The 18,524-nt window shown below is 26.6% G+C and carries 19 protein-coding genes and 1 other annotated feature; of the genes, 3 read left to right on the top strand and 16 right to left on the bottom strand.

Annotated elements, in window-relative coordinates:
* Positions 1-120: 120 nt before the first annotated feature.
* The 7 genes from aroQ to hpf all read right to left on the bottom strand — a co-directional run bounded on the left by aroQ (position 121) and on the right by hpf (position 5,714).
* Positions 121-555 (bottom strand): type II 3-dehydroquinate dehydratase, encoded by a 435-nt coding sequence (gene aroQ / locus I6H46_RS00120; RefSeq protein ID WP_019117431.1) that lies wholly within the window; start codon positions 553-555, stop codon positions 121-123.
* The gene (locus tag I6H46_RS00125; protein WP_019117430.1) at positions 536-2,023 is read right to left on the bottom strand and encodes a shikimate kinase; all 1,488 of its coding nucleotides are present in this window, start codon (positions 2,021-2,023) and stop codon (positions 536-538) included. Before I6H46_RS00125 ends, aroQ begins: the two co-directional genes overlap by 20 nt.
* Complete coding sequence (locus tag I6H46_RS10170; protein ID WP_267907442.1) at positions 2,024-2,161, bottom strand: hypothetical protein; 138 nt, start codon at positions 2,159-2,161, stop codon at positions 2,024-2,026. It abuts the gene before it with no gap.
* Positions 2,162-2,202: 41 nt separating this feature from the next.
* Entirely contained in the window at positions 2,203-3,252 is a 1,050-nt protein-coding gene (locus I6H46_RS00130) for a 3-phosphoshikimate 1-carboxyvinyltransferase (RefSeq protein WP_267907443.1), read from the bottom strand.
* Entirely contained in the window at positions 3,239-4,270 is a 1,032-nt protein-coding gene (aroB, locus tag I6H46_RS00135) for a 3-dehydroquinate synthase (protein ID WP_019117429.1), read from the bottom strand. Before aroB ends, I6H46_RS00130 begins: the two co-directional genes overlap by 14 nt.
* Entirely contained in the window at positions 4,270-5,076 is an 807-nt protein-coding gene (locus tag I6H46_RS00140; RefSeq protein WP_019117428.1) for a prephenate dehydrogenase, read from the bottom strand. The genes aroB and I6H46_RS00140 overlap by 1 nt, the downstream gene beginning before the upstream one ends.
* A 104-nt stretch (positions 5,077-5,180) precedes the next feature.
* On the bottom strand, positions 5,181-5,714 hold the full coding sequence (gene hpf / locus I6H46_RS00145; RefSeq protein ID WP_004839118.1) for a ribosome hibernation-promoting factor, HPF/YfiA family: 534 nt from the start codon (positions 5,712-5,714) through the stop codon (positions 5,181-5,183).
* 114 nt (positions 5,715-5,828) lie between these two features.
* Between hpf and I6H46_RS00150 the strand changes: the two genes are divergently transcribed.
* Genes I6H46_RS00150 through I6H46_RS00160 form a run of 3 tightly spaced genes read left to right on the top strand, consistent with a single transcriptional unit; the run spans position 5,829 to position 9,247 of the window.
* On the top strand, positions 5,829-7,739 hold the full coding sequence (locus I6H46_RS00150; protein ID WP_234287363.1) for an alpha/beta hydrolase family protein: 1,911 nt from the start codon (positions 5,829-5,831) through the stop codon (positions 7,737-7,739).
* Positions 7,736-8,617: a YihY/virulence factor BrkB family protein gene (locus I6H46_RS00155; protein WP_070606088.1), complete on the top strand. Its 882-nt coding sequence runs from the start codon at positions 7,736-7,738 to the stop codon at positions 8,615-8,617. Before I6H46_RS00150 ends, I6H46_RS00155 begins: the two co-directional genes overlap by 4 nt.
* 54 nt (positions 8,618-8,671) lie before the next feature.
* Positions 8,672-9,247, top strand: a complete 576-nt coding sequence (locus I6H46_RS00160; protein ID WP_200225882.1) for a 5-formyltetrahydrofolate cyclo-ligase — start codon at positions 8,672-8,674, stop codon at positions 9,245-9,247.
* Positions 9,248-9,264: 17 nt separating this feature from the next.
* Here I6H46_RS00160 and serS read toward each other — a convergent pair whose 3' ends face one another.
* The 9 genes from serS to I6H46_RS00205 form a co-directional block, all read right to left on the bottom strand.
* Positions 9,265-10,554: a serine--tRNA ligase gene (serS, locus tag I6H46_RS00165; protein WP_070737054.1), complete on the bottom strand. Its 1,290-nt coding sequence runs from the start codon at positions 10,552-10,554 to the stop codon at positions 9,265-9,267.
* 40 nt (positions 10,555-10,594) lie between these two features.
* Positions 10,595-10,760: a binding site (T-box leader), on the bottom strand.
* A 35-nt stretch (positions 10,761-10,795) separates the two neighbouring features.
* Complete coding sequence (locus I6H46_RS00170; RefSeq protein WP_019117424.1) at positions 10,796-11,458, bottom strand: NAD(P)H-hydrate epimerase; 663 nt, start codon at positions 11,456-11,458, stop codon at positions 10,796-10,798.
* Between the two features lie 9 nt (positions 11,459-11,467).
* On the bottom strand, positions 11,468-12,427 hold the full coding sequence (locus I6H46_RS00175; RefSeq protein ID WP_019117423.1) for an ATP-binding protein: 960 nt from the start codon (positions 12,425-12,427) through the stop codon (positions 11,468-11,470).
* Complete coding sequence (locus I6H46_RS00180) at positions 12,424-13,185, bottom strand: DnaD domain-containing protein (protein ID WP_004839125.1); 762 nt, start codon at positions 13,183-13,185, stop codon at positions 12,424-12,426. Before I6H46_RS00180 ends, I6H46_RS00175 begins: the two co-directional genes overlap by 4 nt.
* On the bottom strand, positions 13,175-13,750 hold the full coding sequence (locus I6H46_RS00185) for a GNAT family N-acetyltransferase (protein ID WP_234287364.1): 576 nt from the start codon (positions 13,748-13,750) through the stop codon (positions 13,175-13,177). The genes I6H46_RS00180 and I6H46_RS00185 overlap by 11 nt, the downstream gene beginning before the upstream one ends.
* Complete coding sequence (dnaB, locus tag I6H46_RS00190) at positions 13,740-15,065, bottom strand: replicative DNA helicase (RefSeq protein WP_019117421.1); 1,326 nt, start codon at positions 15,063-15,065, stop codon at positions 13,740-13,742. Before dnaB ends, I6H46_RS00185 begins: the two co-directional genes overlap by 11 nt.
* Positions 15,065-15,505 (bottom strand): 50S ribosomal protein L9, encoded by a 441-nt coding sequence (gene rplI / locus I6H46_RS00195; protein WP_026074017.1) that lies wholly within the window; start codon positions 15,503-15,505, stop codon positions 15,065-15,067. Before rplI ends, dnaB begins: the two co-directional genes overlap by 1 nt.
* Complete coding sequence (locus I6H46_RS00200; protein ID WP_200225884.1) at positions 15,486-17,492, bottom strand: DHH family phosphoesterase; 2,007 nt, start codon at positions 17,490-17,492, stop codon at positions 15,486-15,488. Before I6H46_RS00200 ends, rplI begins: the two co-directional genes overlap by 20 nt.
* Positions 17,489-18,379 (bottom strand): DUF2232 domain-containing protein, encoded by an 891-nt coding sequence (locus I6H46_RS00205; RefSeq protein ID WP_019117418.1) that lies wholly within the window; start codon positions 18,377-18,379, stop codon positions 17,489-17,491. The genes I6H46_RS00200 and I6H46_RS00205 overlap by 4 nt, the downstream gene beginning before the upstream one ends.
* Positions 18,380-18,524: the final 145 nt, after the last annotated feature.

Below are 18,524 nucleotides of genomic sequence, written 5' to 3' on the forward strand. Positions count from 1 at the left end.
CACCTCTAATTCTCTGTATATCCTACCCTTTTTATAAGCTTTTGGCAATAAGTTAGGATTAAACTATCACAAATATAATATTAAATGAAAATCAACAAATTGTAAAATAAATTTACAAATTTATTTATCATAATTTTCTTTTAAAAAATCAATCGCTTCTATATAACCATCAAATCCCTTGCCTTTAATAGTTTTTTTGGCAAAATATGAAACGTAAGATATTTTTCTAAAATCTTCTCTTTTATCTACATCTGTCAAATGCACTTCAACTGTTGGAATATTTACAGCTTTTAGTGCATCCAAAATTGCAATTGATGTATGAGTATAAGCTGCTGGATTTATTACAATTCCATCGTACAAATTATAAGCTTCTTGAATTTTATTTATAATTTGTCCTTCAGAATTTGATTGGTAAATTTCAATTTCAATGTCCTTATCTTCAGTGTATTCTTTTATATATTTTATTAAATCTTTATAATTTTTTGAGCCATAAATATTTTTTTCTCTAATTCCAAGCATATTTATATTTGGTCCGTTAATTATCAATATTCTCATAAAATTTCACCTCAATTTCCTTAGCACATTCCAGCAAATTATTATTTTCCACCTCAAAATCTTTAAAACTGTCATATAATTTTTTTCTCTTTTTATACAAGTCAAATAAATTATATTTTTTTGAAATAGGTCTTCCCTCCACTTCTAAATCTTCTAAATTTCTTTTTACTTCTACTATTAGAGAATTTTCTTTTAGGAAATAATAATTTTCTTTCCTTTCAACAACTCCTCCGCCACAGCTTATAATAAGAGAAGTTTTTTTTGAAATTTCTTTTATTATTTGGCTTTCTTTTCTTCTAAATTCATCTTCCCCATATTTATTAAAAAATTCTTCAATATTGCCATATTTTTTTACAAATTCTAAATCAATATCGACAAGTTTTCTATTCATATTTTTTGCCAAAATTTTTCCAAGACTGGTTTTGCCTACTGCTGGCATACCTATTAGGGCTATATTTATTTTTTCTTTATAAATAGATTTTTTTATTTTTTCAATCAGTGATTCATCAATTTTTTTATCCAAAAACAATTCGCTTGCTTTTACTGCTTGGGCAAGCAACATATCAAAACCTGTTGCATATTTTATATTTTTTTCTTTGGCACAAGCTATAATTTTTGTCATATATGGATTGTAAATTAAATCTACAACTGCCTCTAAATTTTTAAAATCATAGAGCTTAATTTCTTTTAAATATTTTCCATTATTTGGATACATTCCAACAGGAGTTGTATTTACTATAATATCAAAATCAAAATAATCTTTTACATCTTTAAAATAAGGTTTATATTTTCTTGACAAAAATACTATTTTTTTTGCCCCCTCATCTTTTAAAACTTGGCTTACAGTTTCTGATGAAGCACCCTTTCCTAAAATTAAGCATTTTTTATCTTTTACATTTATTTTATTTTTTCTCAAATTATAAGAAAATCCATAATAATCAGTATTGTAACCGTAAAGTTTTCCATTTTTATTTACAATTGTATTTACTGCTCCAATTTTTTCTGCTTTTTTTGAAACAAAATCTAGGTATTTCATTACTGTTTTTTTATAGGGAATTGTTACATTTATTCCTTTAAAATCTCTTCTTTCAAAAAAATAATCTAATTCTTCTTCGTTTTTTTCAAAATATTGGTAATCATAAAAGGCTATTTTTTCGTGAATTATTTTTGAATAAGAATGAGCTAAACTTTTTCCTAAAAGTCCATATTTTTCTTCTTCTTTTTGTAAATTTTTCGATTGATCCATAATTTCTTGAAAAATAGGAAGAAAATATTCGCCGTATTCAGGACTTTTCTCTTTTATTTTTTTTAAAATTTCTCGCTCTCTTTTTGGATCGTAAATTTTTTTATTGTGGGAAATTTTGTAGGCTCTAACTTTTTTTGAAAGGTCAAATCTTTTTTTCAATAAATTTATAATTTCTTCATCAATTTTATTAATTTGATTTCTAATCTCTTTTAAATCTTCCATTTAAGCTCCTAAATACTCAATTTTTCCTCCTAATTTTTCAAAAGTTTTAAAAAATGAAGGATAGGATTTGTTTACTGCCTTATAATTTTTTATAATAATATCATCTTTTGCCATTAAGGAAGCGATGCTTGCTGCCATTACAATTCTGTGATCATTAAAAGAATCGACTGTTCCAGATTTTATTTTCCCTGAAATTTTAGATTATCTCCAATAATTTCGCATTTCGCTCCCAAATCATTTAGCATTTTTGAAGTTGATTCAAGCCTATCGCTTTCTTTAAGCCTCAATCTTTTTCCATTTGTAATATAAGACGTTTTATCTAAATATGTTAAAAGAAGAGCAAGTATTGGACAAAGATCTGGAATTTGAGAAATATCTATTTCAAGTGTCTTATTTTCATTTTTGCAATTTTTAATTTTTTTTATAATATCTACAATTTCCCTATCTTTTTGCAAGGAATCTTCTTTCAAGTTGTTGATTTTTATTTTAGAATTTATAAGATTTGCCCCATAAAAAAAGGCAGCATTTGACCAATCGCCTTCAACATAATAATTATTAGGCGATTTTATTTGTGGATTTTTTATAAAATAAGAATTATTTTCTTCTTTTACATCTACATTAAAATCTTTCAAAACTTCTCTGCTTATATCAATATAGCCAAGCGATTCGGGTTTTTCTTTTAATTTTATCGAAGTTTTTCCAGATGATTTGCTTGACGCAAGCATAATTGCGGTAATATATTGACTGGATTTGTTTTCAAAAAATTCAAAATTTCCGCCAAATAAATTTCCCTTTATCGTATAAGGAATTTTATTAGATGAAATTTCAAGACCATGCTTTCTCAAATTTTTTATTAATTCATAATTTGGTCTTTGACTTAATCTTTCTTTTCCAATAATTTTTACTTCTTTGGCAAAATGATTTGCTACAGCTGTAAAAAATCTTAGTGAAGAACCCGACTCGTACATATCTATTGTGGCTTTTTCTATTTTTTCTTTTGGAGGAGTAACTTTTACAAAATTTTCAAATTTTTCAATCCCAACTCCCAAATTTATTAAAGCATCAATAGTTACATTTATATCTTTTGAAAATTCATTAATATAAATATTTGTAGGATTTTCGCAAAGACCTGCCAAAATCAAAGCCCTATGTCCATAAGATTTTGAGGAAATGGCGTCAATTTCTCCTTCAAGCCTTGATGGATGAATTAAAATATTATCTGTTTTCATAAATTTTCCTCAAATCCTTTAAATCTATATTTAAAATTTCGCAAGTTCCAAGATTTCTCACAACAATTATATTTATCCTGTCATTTCTTGATTTTTTATCAACCATACAAACTTTTAATATTTTTTCTGTATCAAAATCAATTTTTTTATCAAGATTATATTTTTTCAACACTTTTATAAAATCATCGTAAAAACTTTCGTAAAAATTTTTAACCATAATTTTCATACCAAGAGCAACCGCATGGCCATGGCTTATTTCAAAATTTGAATTTTTCTCTATAGCATGAGCAAATGTGTGGCCATAATTTAAAATTTGCCTAATACCAAAATCTTTTTCATCATCTTTAACCACATCTTTTTTTATATCCAAGCATTTTTTTATAATTGATGGGAGATTTTCGTAAGTTTTACTTACATTTTCTTTTGAAATTTCATCAAAAATAGACTTATCTTTTATAATTCCATATTTTATAGCCTCAGCCAAACCATCATTAAAATAATAATCCGAAAGAGTTTTTAAAAAATCTGTATCAATAAAAACTTTTTTGGGTTGGTAAAAAGTTCCACACAAATTTTTTCCTGCCTTTAAATTTACGGCTGTTTTTCCTCCAACTGATGAATCAATTGCTGATAAAAAAGTAGTTGGAATTGAAATATAATCAATTCCTCTAAGATATAAAGATGCAACAAGCCCAGAAATATCTCCTACAACTCCTCCACCAAAAGCAATAATTAAATCATTTCTTCTGTATTGATTTTCAGCAGCAAATTCTAGAAGTTTTATCAGATTTTCTGTTGATTTTGAACTTTCTCCATTTTTTATTATAAATTCTTTATAAAAAAATCCATCAAGCTCTTTAATTAATTTTTCTTTGTGGATTTTATAAACTAAGTCATCGCTTATAATTAAAATTTTTGAATTTTTATAATTTTCTTTTAAATATGTATTTAATTTTTTTATAATATTTGAGCCTATTTCTATTTCATAGGGATTTATTAAATCTACACTTAATTTCATTACCACATCTTCTTTCTTATGTCATTTCCTTTTTTTAGTTGGGCTTTTAATCTATCTACGTCATTATTTTTCAAATCATTTTTTAATTCTTCCAAGTTTTCTATCATTGTATTTATGTCTTCAATCAAAAAATCCTTGTTTAATAAAAATAATTCTGACCATAAGTTTTCATCAATCTTTGAAACTCTTGTCATATCTTTTAAACTCCCAGCAGAAAATCCATCATGGTAAATGCTTTTTTGATTTAATACATAAGCATTAGAAATCACATGACATAGTTGAGATGTAAAAGAAATCATTTCATCGTGTTTTTTGGGACTTGCCTTTACAAATTTATTAAATCCAATTTTTTTAAATAAAGAAATTTCCTCATCATCTAAATCATCAACATAAATCATCGAAGCATTTTTGTATAAATCTTTTAAAGAAGATTCAAAGCCATAAACTTCTCTACCAGCCATAGGATGAATTGATTTATATACGAAAGAATATTTTTCTGATAATTTTTTTATATATGGATGCAAATTATTTTTTACTCCAGAAATTTCCATAACAGTTTTGGATAAGTATTTATAATTTTTTCCAACAAAATTTTTTATGGTTAATGGATTTAAACAAATAATTGTAAGATCCATTTTTTTTAATTCATTCTTATCTTCAATTATTTTTATACCAAAATTCTTGGCCGATTTTTTTGTTTTTTCATCAATATCATAGCCATAAACTATATTATCACTATACTCTATAAAAGCCTTAGCAAAAGAACCGCCCATTAATCCTAAACCAACTATAGCAATTTTTTTCATTATTTATCCCTCATATTTAAATATTTTTATTTATATTATATCAAAAAAAATTTTAGTGAACACAAAAATACTGCTGCAAAATAATTTGCAGCAGCTAATTTATTTTATTCGGGAATAATTAATCCGTAATGTCCATCTTTTCTTTTATATACAAGTCTTGTTTTCATTTCTTCATCATCTAAGTATATAAAGAAATCATGGTTTAATAATTCCATTTGCATACAAGCTTCTTCATCGCTCATAGGTCTTAGAACTATTTCTTTTTGTCTTTTGATCTTTGGAATATTTTCCTCTTTTCCTTCTTCAATGTTATCAAAGGATTCAAATTTAATTGATTCACCATTTCTTCTATTTCTTTGTAATTTTGTTTTTTGTTTTCTAATTTGACGAACCAAAGCATCTATTACCTTATCAATTCCTGTTGAGAAATTATCATTTACTTCCTCAGCTCTTAAAATTGTTCCGCCTTTAAGAAAAATGGTTGATTCAACTTTTTTTAAATTACCTTCGGTAGAAAATTTGAGGTCCATTTCTTCTTCCTTGTTGAAATATTTGTCAAGCCTATCAAATTTTTCCTTAGCTTCTTCTTTTAAGCTTTCATAAACATTGATGTTTTTACCTTTAATATTTAATTTCATATTGAACCTCCGTCCTTTTGATATTATATATATACCCCCCTAAGTTTAATGTAAACCTTTAGTTTTTTCTTTATTAAAATTTATTGTATAATGAGATAAATGCAAGGAGGAGAAATGGAAAAAACAAAAATTAATGATATTTTAACTTATGATTTTTATTCAAGTCTTGAAATATCTAATGACGAAAAATATTTGGCTTTTTTAAAAACAAATGCCGATTTAGACGAAAATAAATACAATTCTTATCTTTATCTTTTTGATATAGAAAAAAATAAAAAATATAAAGTTTCTGACAATAAAAATATTGGAATCTTTATTTTTGATGAAAATGATAATTTAATTTACAAGGAAAAATCCGACGATAAATTTGATTATTTTTATAAAAAAGATAGGTCAATGGGAGTTGGAAGTTTAGAATTTAAAATTGATAAGAATGTTTCATATATCAAAGATTTAAAAAATGGATATTATTTGATAAAAGCTAGCGACAAATTAAAAGAGGACGAAAGGAAAAAACAAAAGGAAAATTCTTTTTATAAGGAAGTTAGCAAATTGCCTTTTTGGTTTAATGGCACAGGTTATATAAATAATCAAAAACAAAGTCTTTACCTTTTCAAAAAAGAAGATAAAAGTCTTCAAAAAATTAGAGATTTTGAAAATGAAAGTCTAAATGCTTTTGCAATAAATAAAAACGCAAATAAATTAGCTCTAGTTTTGGGAAAAAATGATAATAAAGTTTCAAGACTTAGAGATGATTTAGTAATTTTAGATTTAGAAAATAAGGAAGAAAAAATTATAATCGAAAATAAATTTGCCTATTATGATTTATTTTTTAATGACAAAGATGAAATTATTTTTGTGGCAAGTGATATGAAAAAAGGCGGAATAAATGAAGATGCCTTTATCTACAAAAGCAATTTAACTGGAGAATATAAAAAAATAAGTCCTGATGATTTTGATAAATCTTTTGGCAATTCTATTGGTAGCGATGCAAGATACGAAGCTTATAGGACTTTTTTTTACAAAAACAATAAATTTTATTTTGTAGTTACAGAAAAAGAAGAATCAAAACTTTATTCCTTAGATGAAAATGAAAATATAAAACTGGAAATTTCTGGTTGCGTTGAAGATTTTGCAATAGCAAATGACAATATTTATTATTTTGCAATGACAGAAGATAGAATTTCCCACTTAAAAGAAAAGAAAAATAACAAAATTTTACTTGATAATAAAATAAATTCATCACTTGGAAAAATCGAAGAGTTTTTCTATGAATCAAACGGCGATAAAATTAGAGGATTTGTTCTTTTGCCAGTAGATTTTGATAAAAACAAAAAATATCCTACCATTTTATCAATCCACGGCGGACCAAAAACAGAATTTTCAAATATTTTCCACCACGAGCACCAAGTTTTTGCAAATGATGGATATATAATTATTTATACAAATCCACACGGTTCAAGTGGAAATGGCGTAAAATATTCTGATATTAGAGGAAAATATGGAACTATTGACTATGAAGATTTGATGAATTTTACAGATTTTGCTATAAAAAAATATCCACAAATTGATGAAAATAATATGGGAGTTTATGGCGGATCTTATGGTGGATTTATGACAAATTGGATTGTTTCACACACAAATAGATTTAAGGCTGCAAATTCTCAAAGGTCAATTTCAAATTGGACTTCATTCTATGGAGTTTCTGATATAGGATATTATTTTGCGCCTGACCAAACAGGAGCAAATCCTTGGGATAATTTAGAAAAAATGTGGGAGCAATCTCCTATTAAACACGCGAAAAATGTAAAAACTCCAACAATGTTTATTCATTCTGACGAAGATTATAGATGTCCATTAGAGCAAGGTCTTCAAATGTATACAAGAATAAAAGAAAATGGCGTTGATACAAAAATGTATATTTTTCACGGAGAAAATCACGAATTGTCAAGATCAGGAAAGCCAAAAGCAAGAATAAAAAGAATAGAAAAAATTAAAGATTGGTTTGATGGGTACTTAAAATGAAAGGAAAAATAAAATCAAAAAAAACAAAAAAATTTATTTTTACCCTAATTGAAAGAGCAAAGTCCCACGATATTATGACCTTGGCGTCTTCTCTTTCCTATTATTTTTTGTCAGCAGCAATTCCCATGCTTTTGGTTTTGTTAAATCTTGTCACAAAATATATGAAAGGTAACGAAGATGTAATTGTAGAATTTATTGAGCTTTTGCCAGAAACAATAAGAGGTGTAATTTTGATGCTTGTAAAATCAATTATTAATTCATCATCAGTTTCAACACTTTCTACAATCACATTGATATTTGCCCTTTGGTCAGCATCAAAAGGAGTTTCAAAAATAATTCTTGCAATAAATGTAGCCTACGGACTTGAAGACGATCATTCCATGATAAAAAATAAAATATTTGGATTTTTGTATACATTTATCCTTATTTTTATCCTAATATTTTTATTTTTGCTAAGAATTTATTCAAATGGAATTTTAAATTTAATAGAAAATGTATTGCAACTTGTAAATTCGTCATTTTCTCTTGAAAAATTTACCTGGCTAATCAATTTAGTTTCAGGAATACTTCCGCCAATAATTTTAATTCTTGGTCTAAGCCTTTTATACAAGTGTGCGCCTTACAATAATTCAATAAAAATAAGCTTCAAAGACGCCTTTGTCGGCTCAATTTCTACAACAATTATGATTACCATAACAAGCTTTGCCTATTCATTTTTCTTAAATAATATGAGCAATATGTCTGTTATTTACGGAGCTTTGGCAGGAATTATAGCCTTATTAGTTTGGATGCTTTTATTTTCATTGACAATAATTTTGGGCGCAGAAATCATTGCAGCCTATATGAAAACAAAAAATAAATTTACAGGATTAAATTAAGAAAAAAATTTTAAAATTATTGAATCATAATATAAAAGCTTTTGGAGTGATTTAATGAAAAAAGAACTAAGACGTTATTTTATAAATAACAGAAAAAAAATCCCAAAAAACGATAAAAAAATTTGGGATGAAAAAATTAAAAATAAACTTATAAAAAGCGAATACTATAGAATTGCCAAGTCGATTTTTATTTATTATTCAACAGAAGATGAAATTAATACAAAAAAAATAATAGAACAAGCATTTTTAGATAAAAAGGAAGTTTATATACCAAAAATTATAAAAAAATCTGAAATGATTCCAGTTTTGCTCACTTCATTTGACGATCTTATAGATGGAGCATATAAAATAAAAACATCAAAACTTGAAAAAAGTTTGGAAAAAATAGACCTTACCATAGTCCCAGGACTTTCCTTTGACAAAAATAAATTTAGACTTGGCTACGGCGGAGGATATTATGATTATTACATAAAAAATCATAAATCCTTTTACATCGGTTTATTTTATCAAATAAATAAATCTTACAAATTAAATTTTGATAATTTTGATCAAAAATTAGATTTAATAATTACAGATAAAAAATATTTTAAAATCCTAGCCAATTGGCTAGGATTTTTTGAGTGTTTATAAATGAGTTTCTTTAATTTCTATTTATTTTTTGGAACAAGTTTTTCCATTCCGCCCATATACATTTGAAGTGGTTTTGGAATTTTAACTGATCCGTCTTCTTGTAATAAGTTTTCTAAAAATGCAATTAACATTCTTGGAGGAGCTACTACTGTGTTATTTAATGTGTGAGCAAAATAATTTCCTTTTTCTCCTCTTAATCTTATTTTAAGTCTTCTTGCTTGTGCATCTCCAAGATTTGAACATGAACCTACTTCAAAATATTTTCCTTGTCTTGGGCTCCATGCTTCAACATCGCAAGATTTTACTTTTAAATCTGCCAAGTCTCCTGAACAACATTCGAGTGTTCTTACAGGAATTTCTAATGATCTAAAAAATTCTACTGTATTTTTCCATAATTCATCGTAAAATTTCTTTGAATCTTCAGGCTTACAAATTATAACCATTTCTTGCTTTTCAAATTGGTGGATTCTATAAACTCCACGCTCTTCAATTCCGTGAGCTCCAACTTCTTTTCTAAAACAAGGAGAATATGATGTCATTCTTAGTGGCATTTCATTTTCATCTGTGATTGAATTTATAAATTTACCAATCATTGAGTGCTCACTTGTTCCGATTAAATATAAATCTTCGCCTTCGATTTTATACATCATATCTTCCATTTCAGCAAAGCTCATAACGCCTGTAACAACGTCAGATCTAATCATAAATGGTGGAATGTGATATTCATATCCCTTGTCTATCATAAAATCCCTTGCATAAGAAAGAATTGCTGAATGAAGTCTTGCAATATCTCCTTTTAAATAATAAAAACCTGCTCCTGATGTATCTCTTGCAGAATCTAAATCAATTCCATTAAAACTTTCCATAATATCAACGTGATAAGGAACTTCAAAATCTGGAGTTACATTTTCGCCAAATCTTTCAATTTCTACATTTTCGCTGTCATCTTTTCCTATTGGAACTGAATCGTCAATTATTTGTGGGATAACTTGCATTTTTTCTTTTAATTGGTCTTGGAATTTTCTTGTATCTTCTTCGATTTGAACAAGTCTATCATTTATATCTGAAACTTCTTCTTTTACTTTTTCAGCTTCATCTTTTTTTCCTTGGCCCATAAGAGCACCAATTTGTTTTGAAGTTTTATTTCTTTTTGCTCTTAAATTGTCTCCTTCAGTTTTTACATCTCTTAATTTTTCATCAAGCTCAATTACTTCATCAACCAAAACTAATTTTTCATCTTGAAATTTTTTCTTGATATTTTCTTTTACAAAATCTGGGTTTTCTCTTACAAATTTTATGTCTAACATATTTCCTCCTAATTTTTTTACAATAAAAAAATCTCATCCCAAAAGGGACGAGATTATCGCGGTACCACCCAATTTAATGAAATAAATTCATTCACTTTAAATTTATAAGCTCAAAGACGGATTCATTAACTTTCGCCAAAGATTTTCACCAACCATCTTCTCTCTAAAGGTTATTTTTAATTACTACTTCTCATCACAGCTTTATTCAATTAATAGTAATATACTTTTATTTTTATTTTTTTCAAACATTAACAAATTTTTCAATAGCAATTTGAGGAAGTCCAATATCACAAACTACAGTTTTATCCCTAAAATAATTATCTTCATAAAGACCTTTTTTTAAAATTTGCATACAAACAATTAAGTCGCTATCAACATAAGATCCATAATTATTTTCCCCATTTGCATCAAAACCTGATGGCAAATCAATTGAAATCGTGTAGATATTTTTTTCATTTATCAAATCAATTATATTTGCATAAATTCCAGAAACAGGTCTATTCAAACCCGTTCCAAATATCCCATCAACAATCGTATTTACCCTATCAAGATTTTTTCTCAAAAAATTCATATCTTCAATTGTTTCAATCGAATAAATATTTTCTGTAAGATTTTTACAAGCATTATAATTTATTATAAAATCTTTGCTTGCCTTGTTTTTATTTCCAATAATATAAATATCACAATCTTTAGAAATGGCAAGTAAATTTCTAGCAAGAGCAAGTCCATCTGCTCCATTGTTTCCACAAGAAACAATAAGAGCAAAAGAGTGTCTTATATCAAGATTAATATTTTCCATTACAGAAAGTGCTGCTCTTTCAACCAAACACAAAGATGGAATTTTAATTTCATTTATTGCATAGCTGTCAATATTTTGCATGGTTTCACGATCTACTAAAAGCATATTTTACTCCTAAAATAAAAGTCTTAAATCTTCTCCAAAAATTTCCATTACATGGCTTGAACCAATAATTCTTGAAAAAATCCTATCTCCATAAAACTCCATTAGCTCATCTTCAGAATAATTTGATGAAAAAATAATTGGTTTTTTGTTAATCATCCTATCATTAACAATTTCAAATAAATTTGATTCATTAGAATTTCTATCATTTTCGCTTCCCAAATCATCAATAATTAAAAGGTCTGATTCAAAAATCAAATCATATCTTTCTTTTAATTCCTCTTTTCTTTCAGAAAAAGCATACAAATAATCATTCATAAAAGAAAATAATTTTGTAGCTGTAAGATAAAGAACTGAATAATTTCTATCCAAAATTTCCTTGGCAATAGAATTTATCAAAAAAGTTTTGCCCCTTCCTACATCTCCAAATATATAAAGATTTTTATAATTTTTTGAGAAATTTTCAACATACATTTTTGCATCATTTTGAATTCTAATTATGTTCTCGTAGGGACTAATTGGATAATCTTTGTAAAGATTTTTAGAATATAAATTTGCGTTAAATGTTCTAAAGTTTTCTCTTTGAACAAGCCTACTAATATTTGATTGGGAATATTTTTTCTCTATTATAAGTTTTTTTCTACACCTACAAATTTGAGTATTTACAAAACCTGTATCCTTACATATATCACAATGATAATGGATTTTTAAATAGTCTTTTGGGTAAGAATTTTCAAGTAAAATTTCTTCCTTTTGCCTATCAAGCTCTTTTAATTTTTTCTTTAATTCATCTACATTAATTCCTTCTTGAGCCTTTGTTATTGCCATTTGCCCAAGCGATGCAATAGTTTTGTCAATAACTTTAATTCTTGGAAATTTTTCATATATTTCTTTTTTTCTTTTTTCTTGTTCTTCTTTATTTTTTATTCTTCTTTTTTCAATTATTCTTGAAATATTGTCATTGGGACTCATCTTATATCCCCTCCTTCAAGAATTTTTTTAAATCTTTCTTCCCTTGCCTTTTGGGCATAAGATTTTTCATTTGGATTTTTATTTTTTGACCTATAAACTTTTTTTGCACTCTTATATTTTCTTGGAGATTTTTCTCTCATTAATTTCGCTCTTTCTTCTTTTATTTTTAAGTCATTTAAGGAAAAAATACTTTGATCTCTCCAAGTTTTTAAAAATCCCATTACATATTTTACATCAACATTATTTACTTCTTTTGCTTGCCTAAAAGCTTCTGTAACAAGCTCAGGATCTTGTTTATATTCATCTAAAGTTTCGTGAATTCTTCTAATATCTTGTGGAGTAAGCTGTCTTTGAATAATTCTTTCAACCTGATTAAACATTACAGATTTTCTTTTTGATGTATCAAGCATATTTTCGCTTGCATTTGCCTTTGAATTTCCAAAATAAGCTTGTCTTAGAGAAATTATTTCAAGATAAAAAGTCCCATCACCCCTATCTTTTTTCCTAAATACTCCCATATTTGTCCAATATGAAATTATTTCGTTCATTTTTTCATCATCAAAGGCAAGTTGTCTTTTTATTTTTTCTAAATCAACTTCTCCACTAGATTTTAAATCCTTATATAAAAGCAAAAAAACTTTTAGGCTATCTCCGTCTGCCATGGGTACGTATGTATTTAAAAACATATTTTCAAATGATGTTTCTCCCATATCCAAACTTAAATTTTGAATTTTAAATTCCAAATTATTACCTTCCATTTTTTCTTATTCTCATTTTTGTAATAAAACTATAAATTTTGCCATTTTTCATTAAAAAATATTGGTCGTCAGGATATATTTCTTGATTTTCAAAAATTTCTATTGTATCGCCACATTTTTTAAATCCTAATTTTTCATACAAAGAAATCGCTCTTTTATTAAAATTATTTACATCAAGATAAAGTTCATTAAATTTTAAATCCTCAAAATAATAATCAAGTAAGATTTTCATAGCCTTAAAACCATAACCTCTTGAAGTATATTGTGGATCAAAAACAATTCCCAATTCACTTTTTCTTAAAATCGGATTATAATTTTTTAGACCTATAAAGGCAATAAAACTATCATCGTCAATTTTTCTTACCGCAAAATATCTTTTCCTATAAATATTTACATTCATAAACCAAACTTCGCAATCAATTTGAGAAAAATTTCCATAATTATAGCCTTTTAATCTTTCATCCTCATTCATTGACCATTTTCTTAAATCATAAGCATCATCTAAGGCTAATTTTTTTAAATATATCTTATCGTCTTTTCCAATTATTTTCATTTTATTTTTCATCATGACTTAGGTCTTTAAAAGTTGTGCATTGTTTGTGGAAAAATAATTCCATAAGACCTGTTGGCCCATTTCTGTGTTTTGCCAAAATTACTTTTGCTACATTAGGATTATCATCTACGTCGTAATAATCTTCCCTATACAAAAGCATAACAACATCAGCATCTTGCTCGATTGCTCCTGATTCACGAAGATCTGATAAAATAGGCTTGTGATCAGATCTTTTGTCAGCCTCACGAGATAGTTGGGCAAGTGATAAAACTGGGCAATTTATTTCTTTTGATAAAGATTTTAAACCTCTAGAAATTTGTGCAATTTCTTGTTGCCTATTATCAAATCTTCCTTCCCCAGTCATAAGTTGCAAATAATCGATTACAATTAAATCAAGTCCTTCTTCTGCCTTTAATCTTTTACATTTACTTCTAAGCTCTGACAAAGTAATTCCTGCAGTTTCATCTACATATATTTCTTTTTCTTTTATTTTTGTAATTGCATTTATAATTTCAATCCACTCGTCAGCTTCCAAATTTCCTGTAATTATTTTTTCAAGATCAATCATTGAAACCATAGAAATTAATCTTTGATTTAATTGATAAGTTGACATTTCTAATGAAAAAAACGCAACAGATTTGCCAGCGTTTGCTGCATTCCATGCCATAGTAAGACCAAGAGCAGTTTTTCCCATTGCAGGTCTTGCTGCAAGTAAAATTAATTGGGAATTTTGAAGACCTGATAGTTTATCATCAACACTTGAAATTCCTGTCGTAACGCCAGTTATTTTTCCTTCATTTAAACTTAAAAGTTCAAGTTGTTTTATTGTTTCATCCATAGTTTCAGAAACTCTTACAAGACCCTTTTCAAGATTTTTTTGGCTTATTTCAAAAATTTTTGATTCTGCCATTTCTATAACTTCTTTAGCATCTTTTTTTTGTTCGTAAGATTTTCCAACTATTTCATCACACGCACCGATTAATGCTCTAAGGAGAGCTTTTTCTTTGACATTCTCACAGTATTGATCCATATTTGGAGTATAAAATGAGGAGAGTGTTATCTCTACAATAAACTGCTCTCCTCCAACTTCCTCCAAGATGTTTTCTGATTTTAATTTTGATATAAGACTTACTTCATCTATTTTTATATCTTTTTGATACATATTAACTAAAGTCTTATAAATTCTTTGGCATCTTGAATCATAAAACTCATAAGGCTTTACTAATTGTATAGCCTGATCTATGGTTTCACTTTTTGTAATTATACAACCAATTATAGCCATCTCTGAAGAAATATCACTAGGCATTTGCCTAAGATTTTCTTCCATTATTCTGCCTCAACCTTCACTTTTAATTTTGCAGAAACTTGTTGGTAAAGCTTAATTGTAACTTCATAATCTCCAAGTGAATCAATGTCAGCCTTGTCGATTTTTTTCTTATCTACTTCAATATTTTTTTCATCAAGAGCTTTTTTAATATCCATATTTGTAATTGAACCAAATAATTTTCCATTTTCTCCAGCTTTTACCTTGATTATAACTTCTGTTTTTTCAATTTTTTCTTTATTTTCCATTGCAGCTTTTATATTTTCATCTTCTTCTTTTTTTAGTTGTTTAAGATGTTCATCAAGCTTTGCTAAATTTTCTTTATTTGCTTCTACTCCAAGATTATTTGGTAAAATATAATTTCTAAAATAACCTTGCTTTACATTTACAACTTCGCCTTTTTTGCCGATTTTTTTAACATCTTCAGTTAATATTATCTTCATTTTTTTCAACTTCCTCCTCTAAATATTCTTTTATAGCTTTTTTAAGCATAATTTCTGCTTCTTCTATACTCATATCAAGTTGGGTTGCAGCTGAAGTTAAATGTCCACCTCCGCCAATTCTTTCTAAAATTAATTGAACTGAAATATCTCCCAAACTTCTTCCTGATATATGGATTTTATCATTTGATCTTGTCAAAACAAAACTTGCTTTAACACCTTTTATATTTAATAAATCATCAGCAGCTTGACTTGCTATTAAAGTTGAGCCATCCATTTCTCTATTAAAATGACCTATTGCAATAAAATCATTTACAACTGTCGAATCAGCTATTACTTCTGATTTGTATTTTACTATTTCAAAATCATCTTTGAACATTCTTTTTATTATAATTGAATCTGCTCCCCATCTTTTTAAAATTGATGCGGCTTCGAAAGTTCTTACTCCTGTTTGATAAACGAAATTTTTTGTATCAACAGTAAGTCCTGCAAGTAAAGCCTCCGCAACTGGAACTCTTGCCTTAAATGATTCATCAAAATAATTTAAAATTTCTGTTACAAGCTCGCTTGCACTTGAGGCATAAGGCTCAATATAAGAAATTGTTGCATTTCTTATATAATCATTTCCCCTTCTATGATGATCAATTATTACAATTTGTTCTGTCCTATCTATTAATGATGGAGCTTCTGTAGAATTTTTTCTGTGATTGTCTGTCACAATTACCAAAGAGCCTTGATCCATCAATTCCAAAGCTTTTATTTCTGTAACAACATTTTCTCTAAATCCTTCCAAATCTTCAACAGTTCTATTGTAAATATTTTCTATTGGTTTGTTTACTTCATTTAAAACAAAATAACATTCCTTGCCAATACTTTTTATTCCTTCATAAATTCCAAGAGCTGACCCAAAAGAATCCATGTCTGGATTATTATGTCCCATTACAAAAACTTTTGATGATGTTTCTACCATTCTTTTTAAAGCTTGTGATATAACACGACTTCTTACTTTTGAAATTTTTTCTGTTGCTTTTGATTTGCCACCAAAATATTCGTAATTATCGCCTTCTTTTATTACAACTTGATCGCCACCACGCGAAAGAGCAATATCTATTGAAATTCTAGATTCCTCATAAACATCAATAGGCTTTGAACCTGATAAACCTACACCAACAGAAAGAGTTGGTTGAATAGAATTTCCTTTTTTTACATCTCTTACCAAATCCAAAATTTTAAATTTACTATCATAAATTTTTTTGTAATCATCATAATGAATCATTACCATGTACCTATCATTTTCATATTTTCTTACCATGGCACCATATTTTTCAAAATAATTCATTATAATTCTATCAATTTCTCCAGTTAAAGATGATCTATCACTTGCCTTTGTAGATTGTCTTAAATCATCAAAGTTGTCAATATACATTGTCAAAACAACAAGGCGTCTGTCTTTAAATATCTTTTTGATATTCTCATCAGATGTATTATCAATTCCATAAACAAAAGTAAGCTCATCATCAAATCTTTCTCTTTTTATTGTAGAATAATAAAATTCATAAACCTTATCGTAAATATCAACAGTTATAGGATCCGTTGATTGTTTAGAAAAATCTATTTGGCTAAAATCTGTTATAAAATTATTTACACTTTTCCCTATTAAATTTTTCGCCTCAAACAATTCCTTAAAATTAGAATTATGCCACTTAATTGTTTTTCCATCTTCCAAAATAACAATAGGAAATGGCATTTGAAATACAACATTTTTAGTTATTTCATCAAAAGAATAATCCAACTCATCAATATATGCTTGGAAAAAATCCTCATTATTATCATCTATTTTTTTAATATAAAAATATAATAAAACTACAAGGATAAGTCCTATAGTTGCAAAAATTTTCTCATAAAAAAACAAGATTATCGAAATAATTAGAGGTAAGATTAGTATAAAAATATAATTTTCTTTCGTAAAATACCTTAATTTTTCCTTCATGCTATCCTCACTTTTTTTCTTAAATTCAAAAATATATCAATAAAACCTATTGTTGCTATAATATCTGATATGTAAGCAAAGAATATAAATAATAAAAACCAATTAATTATTCTTGCTACTTTGTTTTTCTTTAGTGATACAAAATAATCAATAAGCAAAACTCCATTTAGAAAAAATAATAATTTAAAAGCCATAATTGAATTTAACAAAATAAATTCATTTGAAAAAGATAAAATTTTACATAATATTACTGAAATAATTAGGCAAATAAAAATATCTCTTAAATCTTTTATATCAATTCTAATTGTGTTAATTCTTCTTAAATCCCTTATATTTTCATTTTTATAATTCAAATAATTTCTAACAAGTTTTAGTGAAATCATACTGTAAATCAAAGAAAAGAAAATAAAAACCAAAGGTATTGCTTTAAGACTTTTTCTTATTATTACTTTATTTATTTTGAAATTTTGATCTTTAAATATTTTTTCTGTTGCATCTACTAAAAAATTAAAATTAATATCTGACTTAGAGTAAAGATACCCAATAATTGTCAAAGATAAAACCGAAAAAATTATAGTAAGTACTTTCAAACTATACTTATCAGTTTTATTTTTCTTAATTAAATCATATAAAACATTTCCAAAAATTATCATAGGAGACATTAGAAAAATAGTCATCCTAATATTTAAAATTGCAGAAAATAAACCTGTCGTAAACAAAAATATCATTTTATTTTTATCATTTAATTCCCACAATTTTATGGCAGTAAAAATTGGAATAAAAAACGCAAATACCAAAAAACGAGTTGATAAAAATGCTAAAACAACATTTATTAAACCAAAAATTATTGCTCCTAATTTTTTATTTTTCTTTAAATAATCATTCATAAAAATCCTTTCTATTTTTTTAGGATGTTTATCACATAGATTATACGATTTTTAGGAAAAAAAAGCTAACATCAAAAATCAAATAACCCCTAAAATACAAAATGAAAATTTTGAATTTCAGGGGTTAATTTATGATTTTAATTAA

It is taken from the genome of Anaerococcus obesiensis (assembly GCF_016599815.1).
Classification (GTDB): Bacteria; Bacillota; Clostridia; order Tissierellales; family Peptoniphilaceae; genus Anaerococcus; species Anaerococcus vaginalis.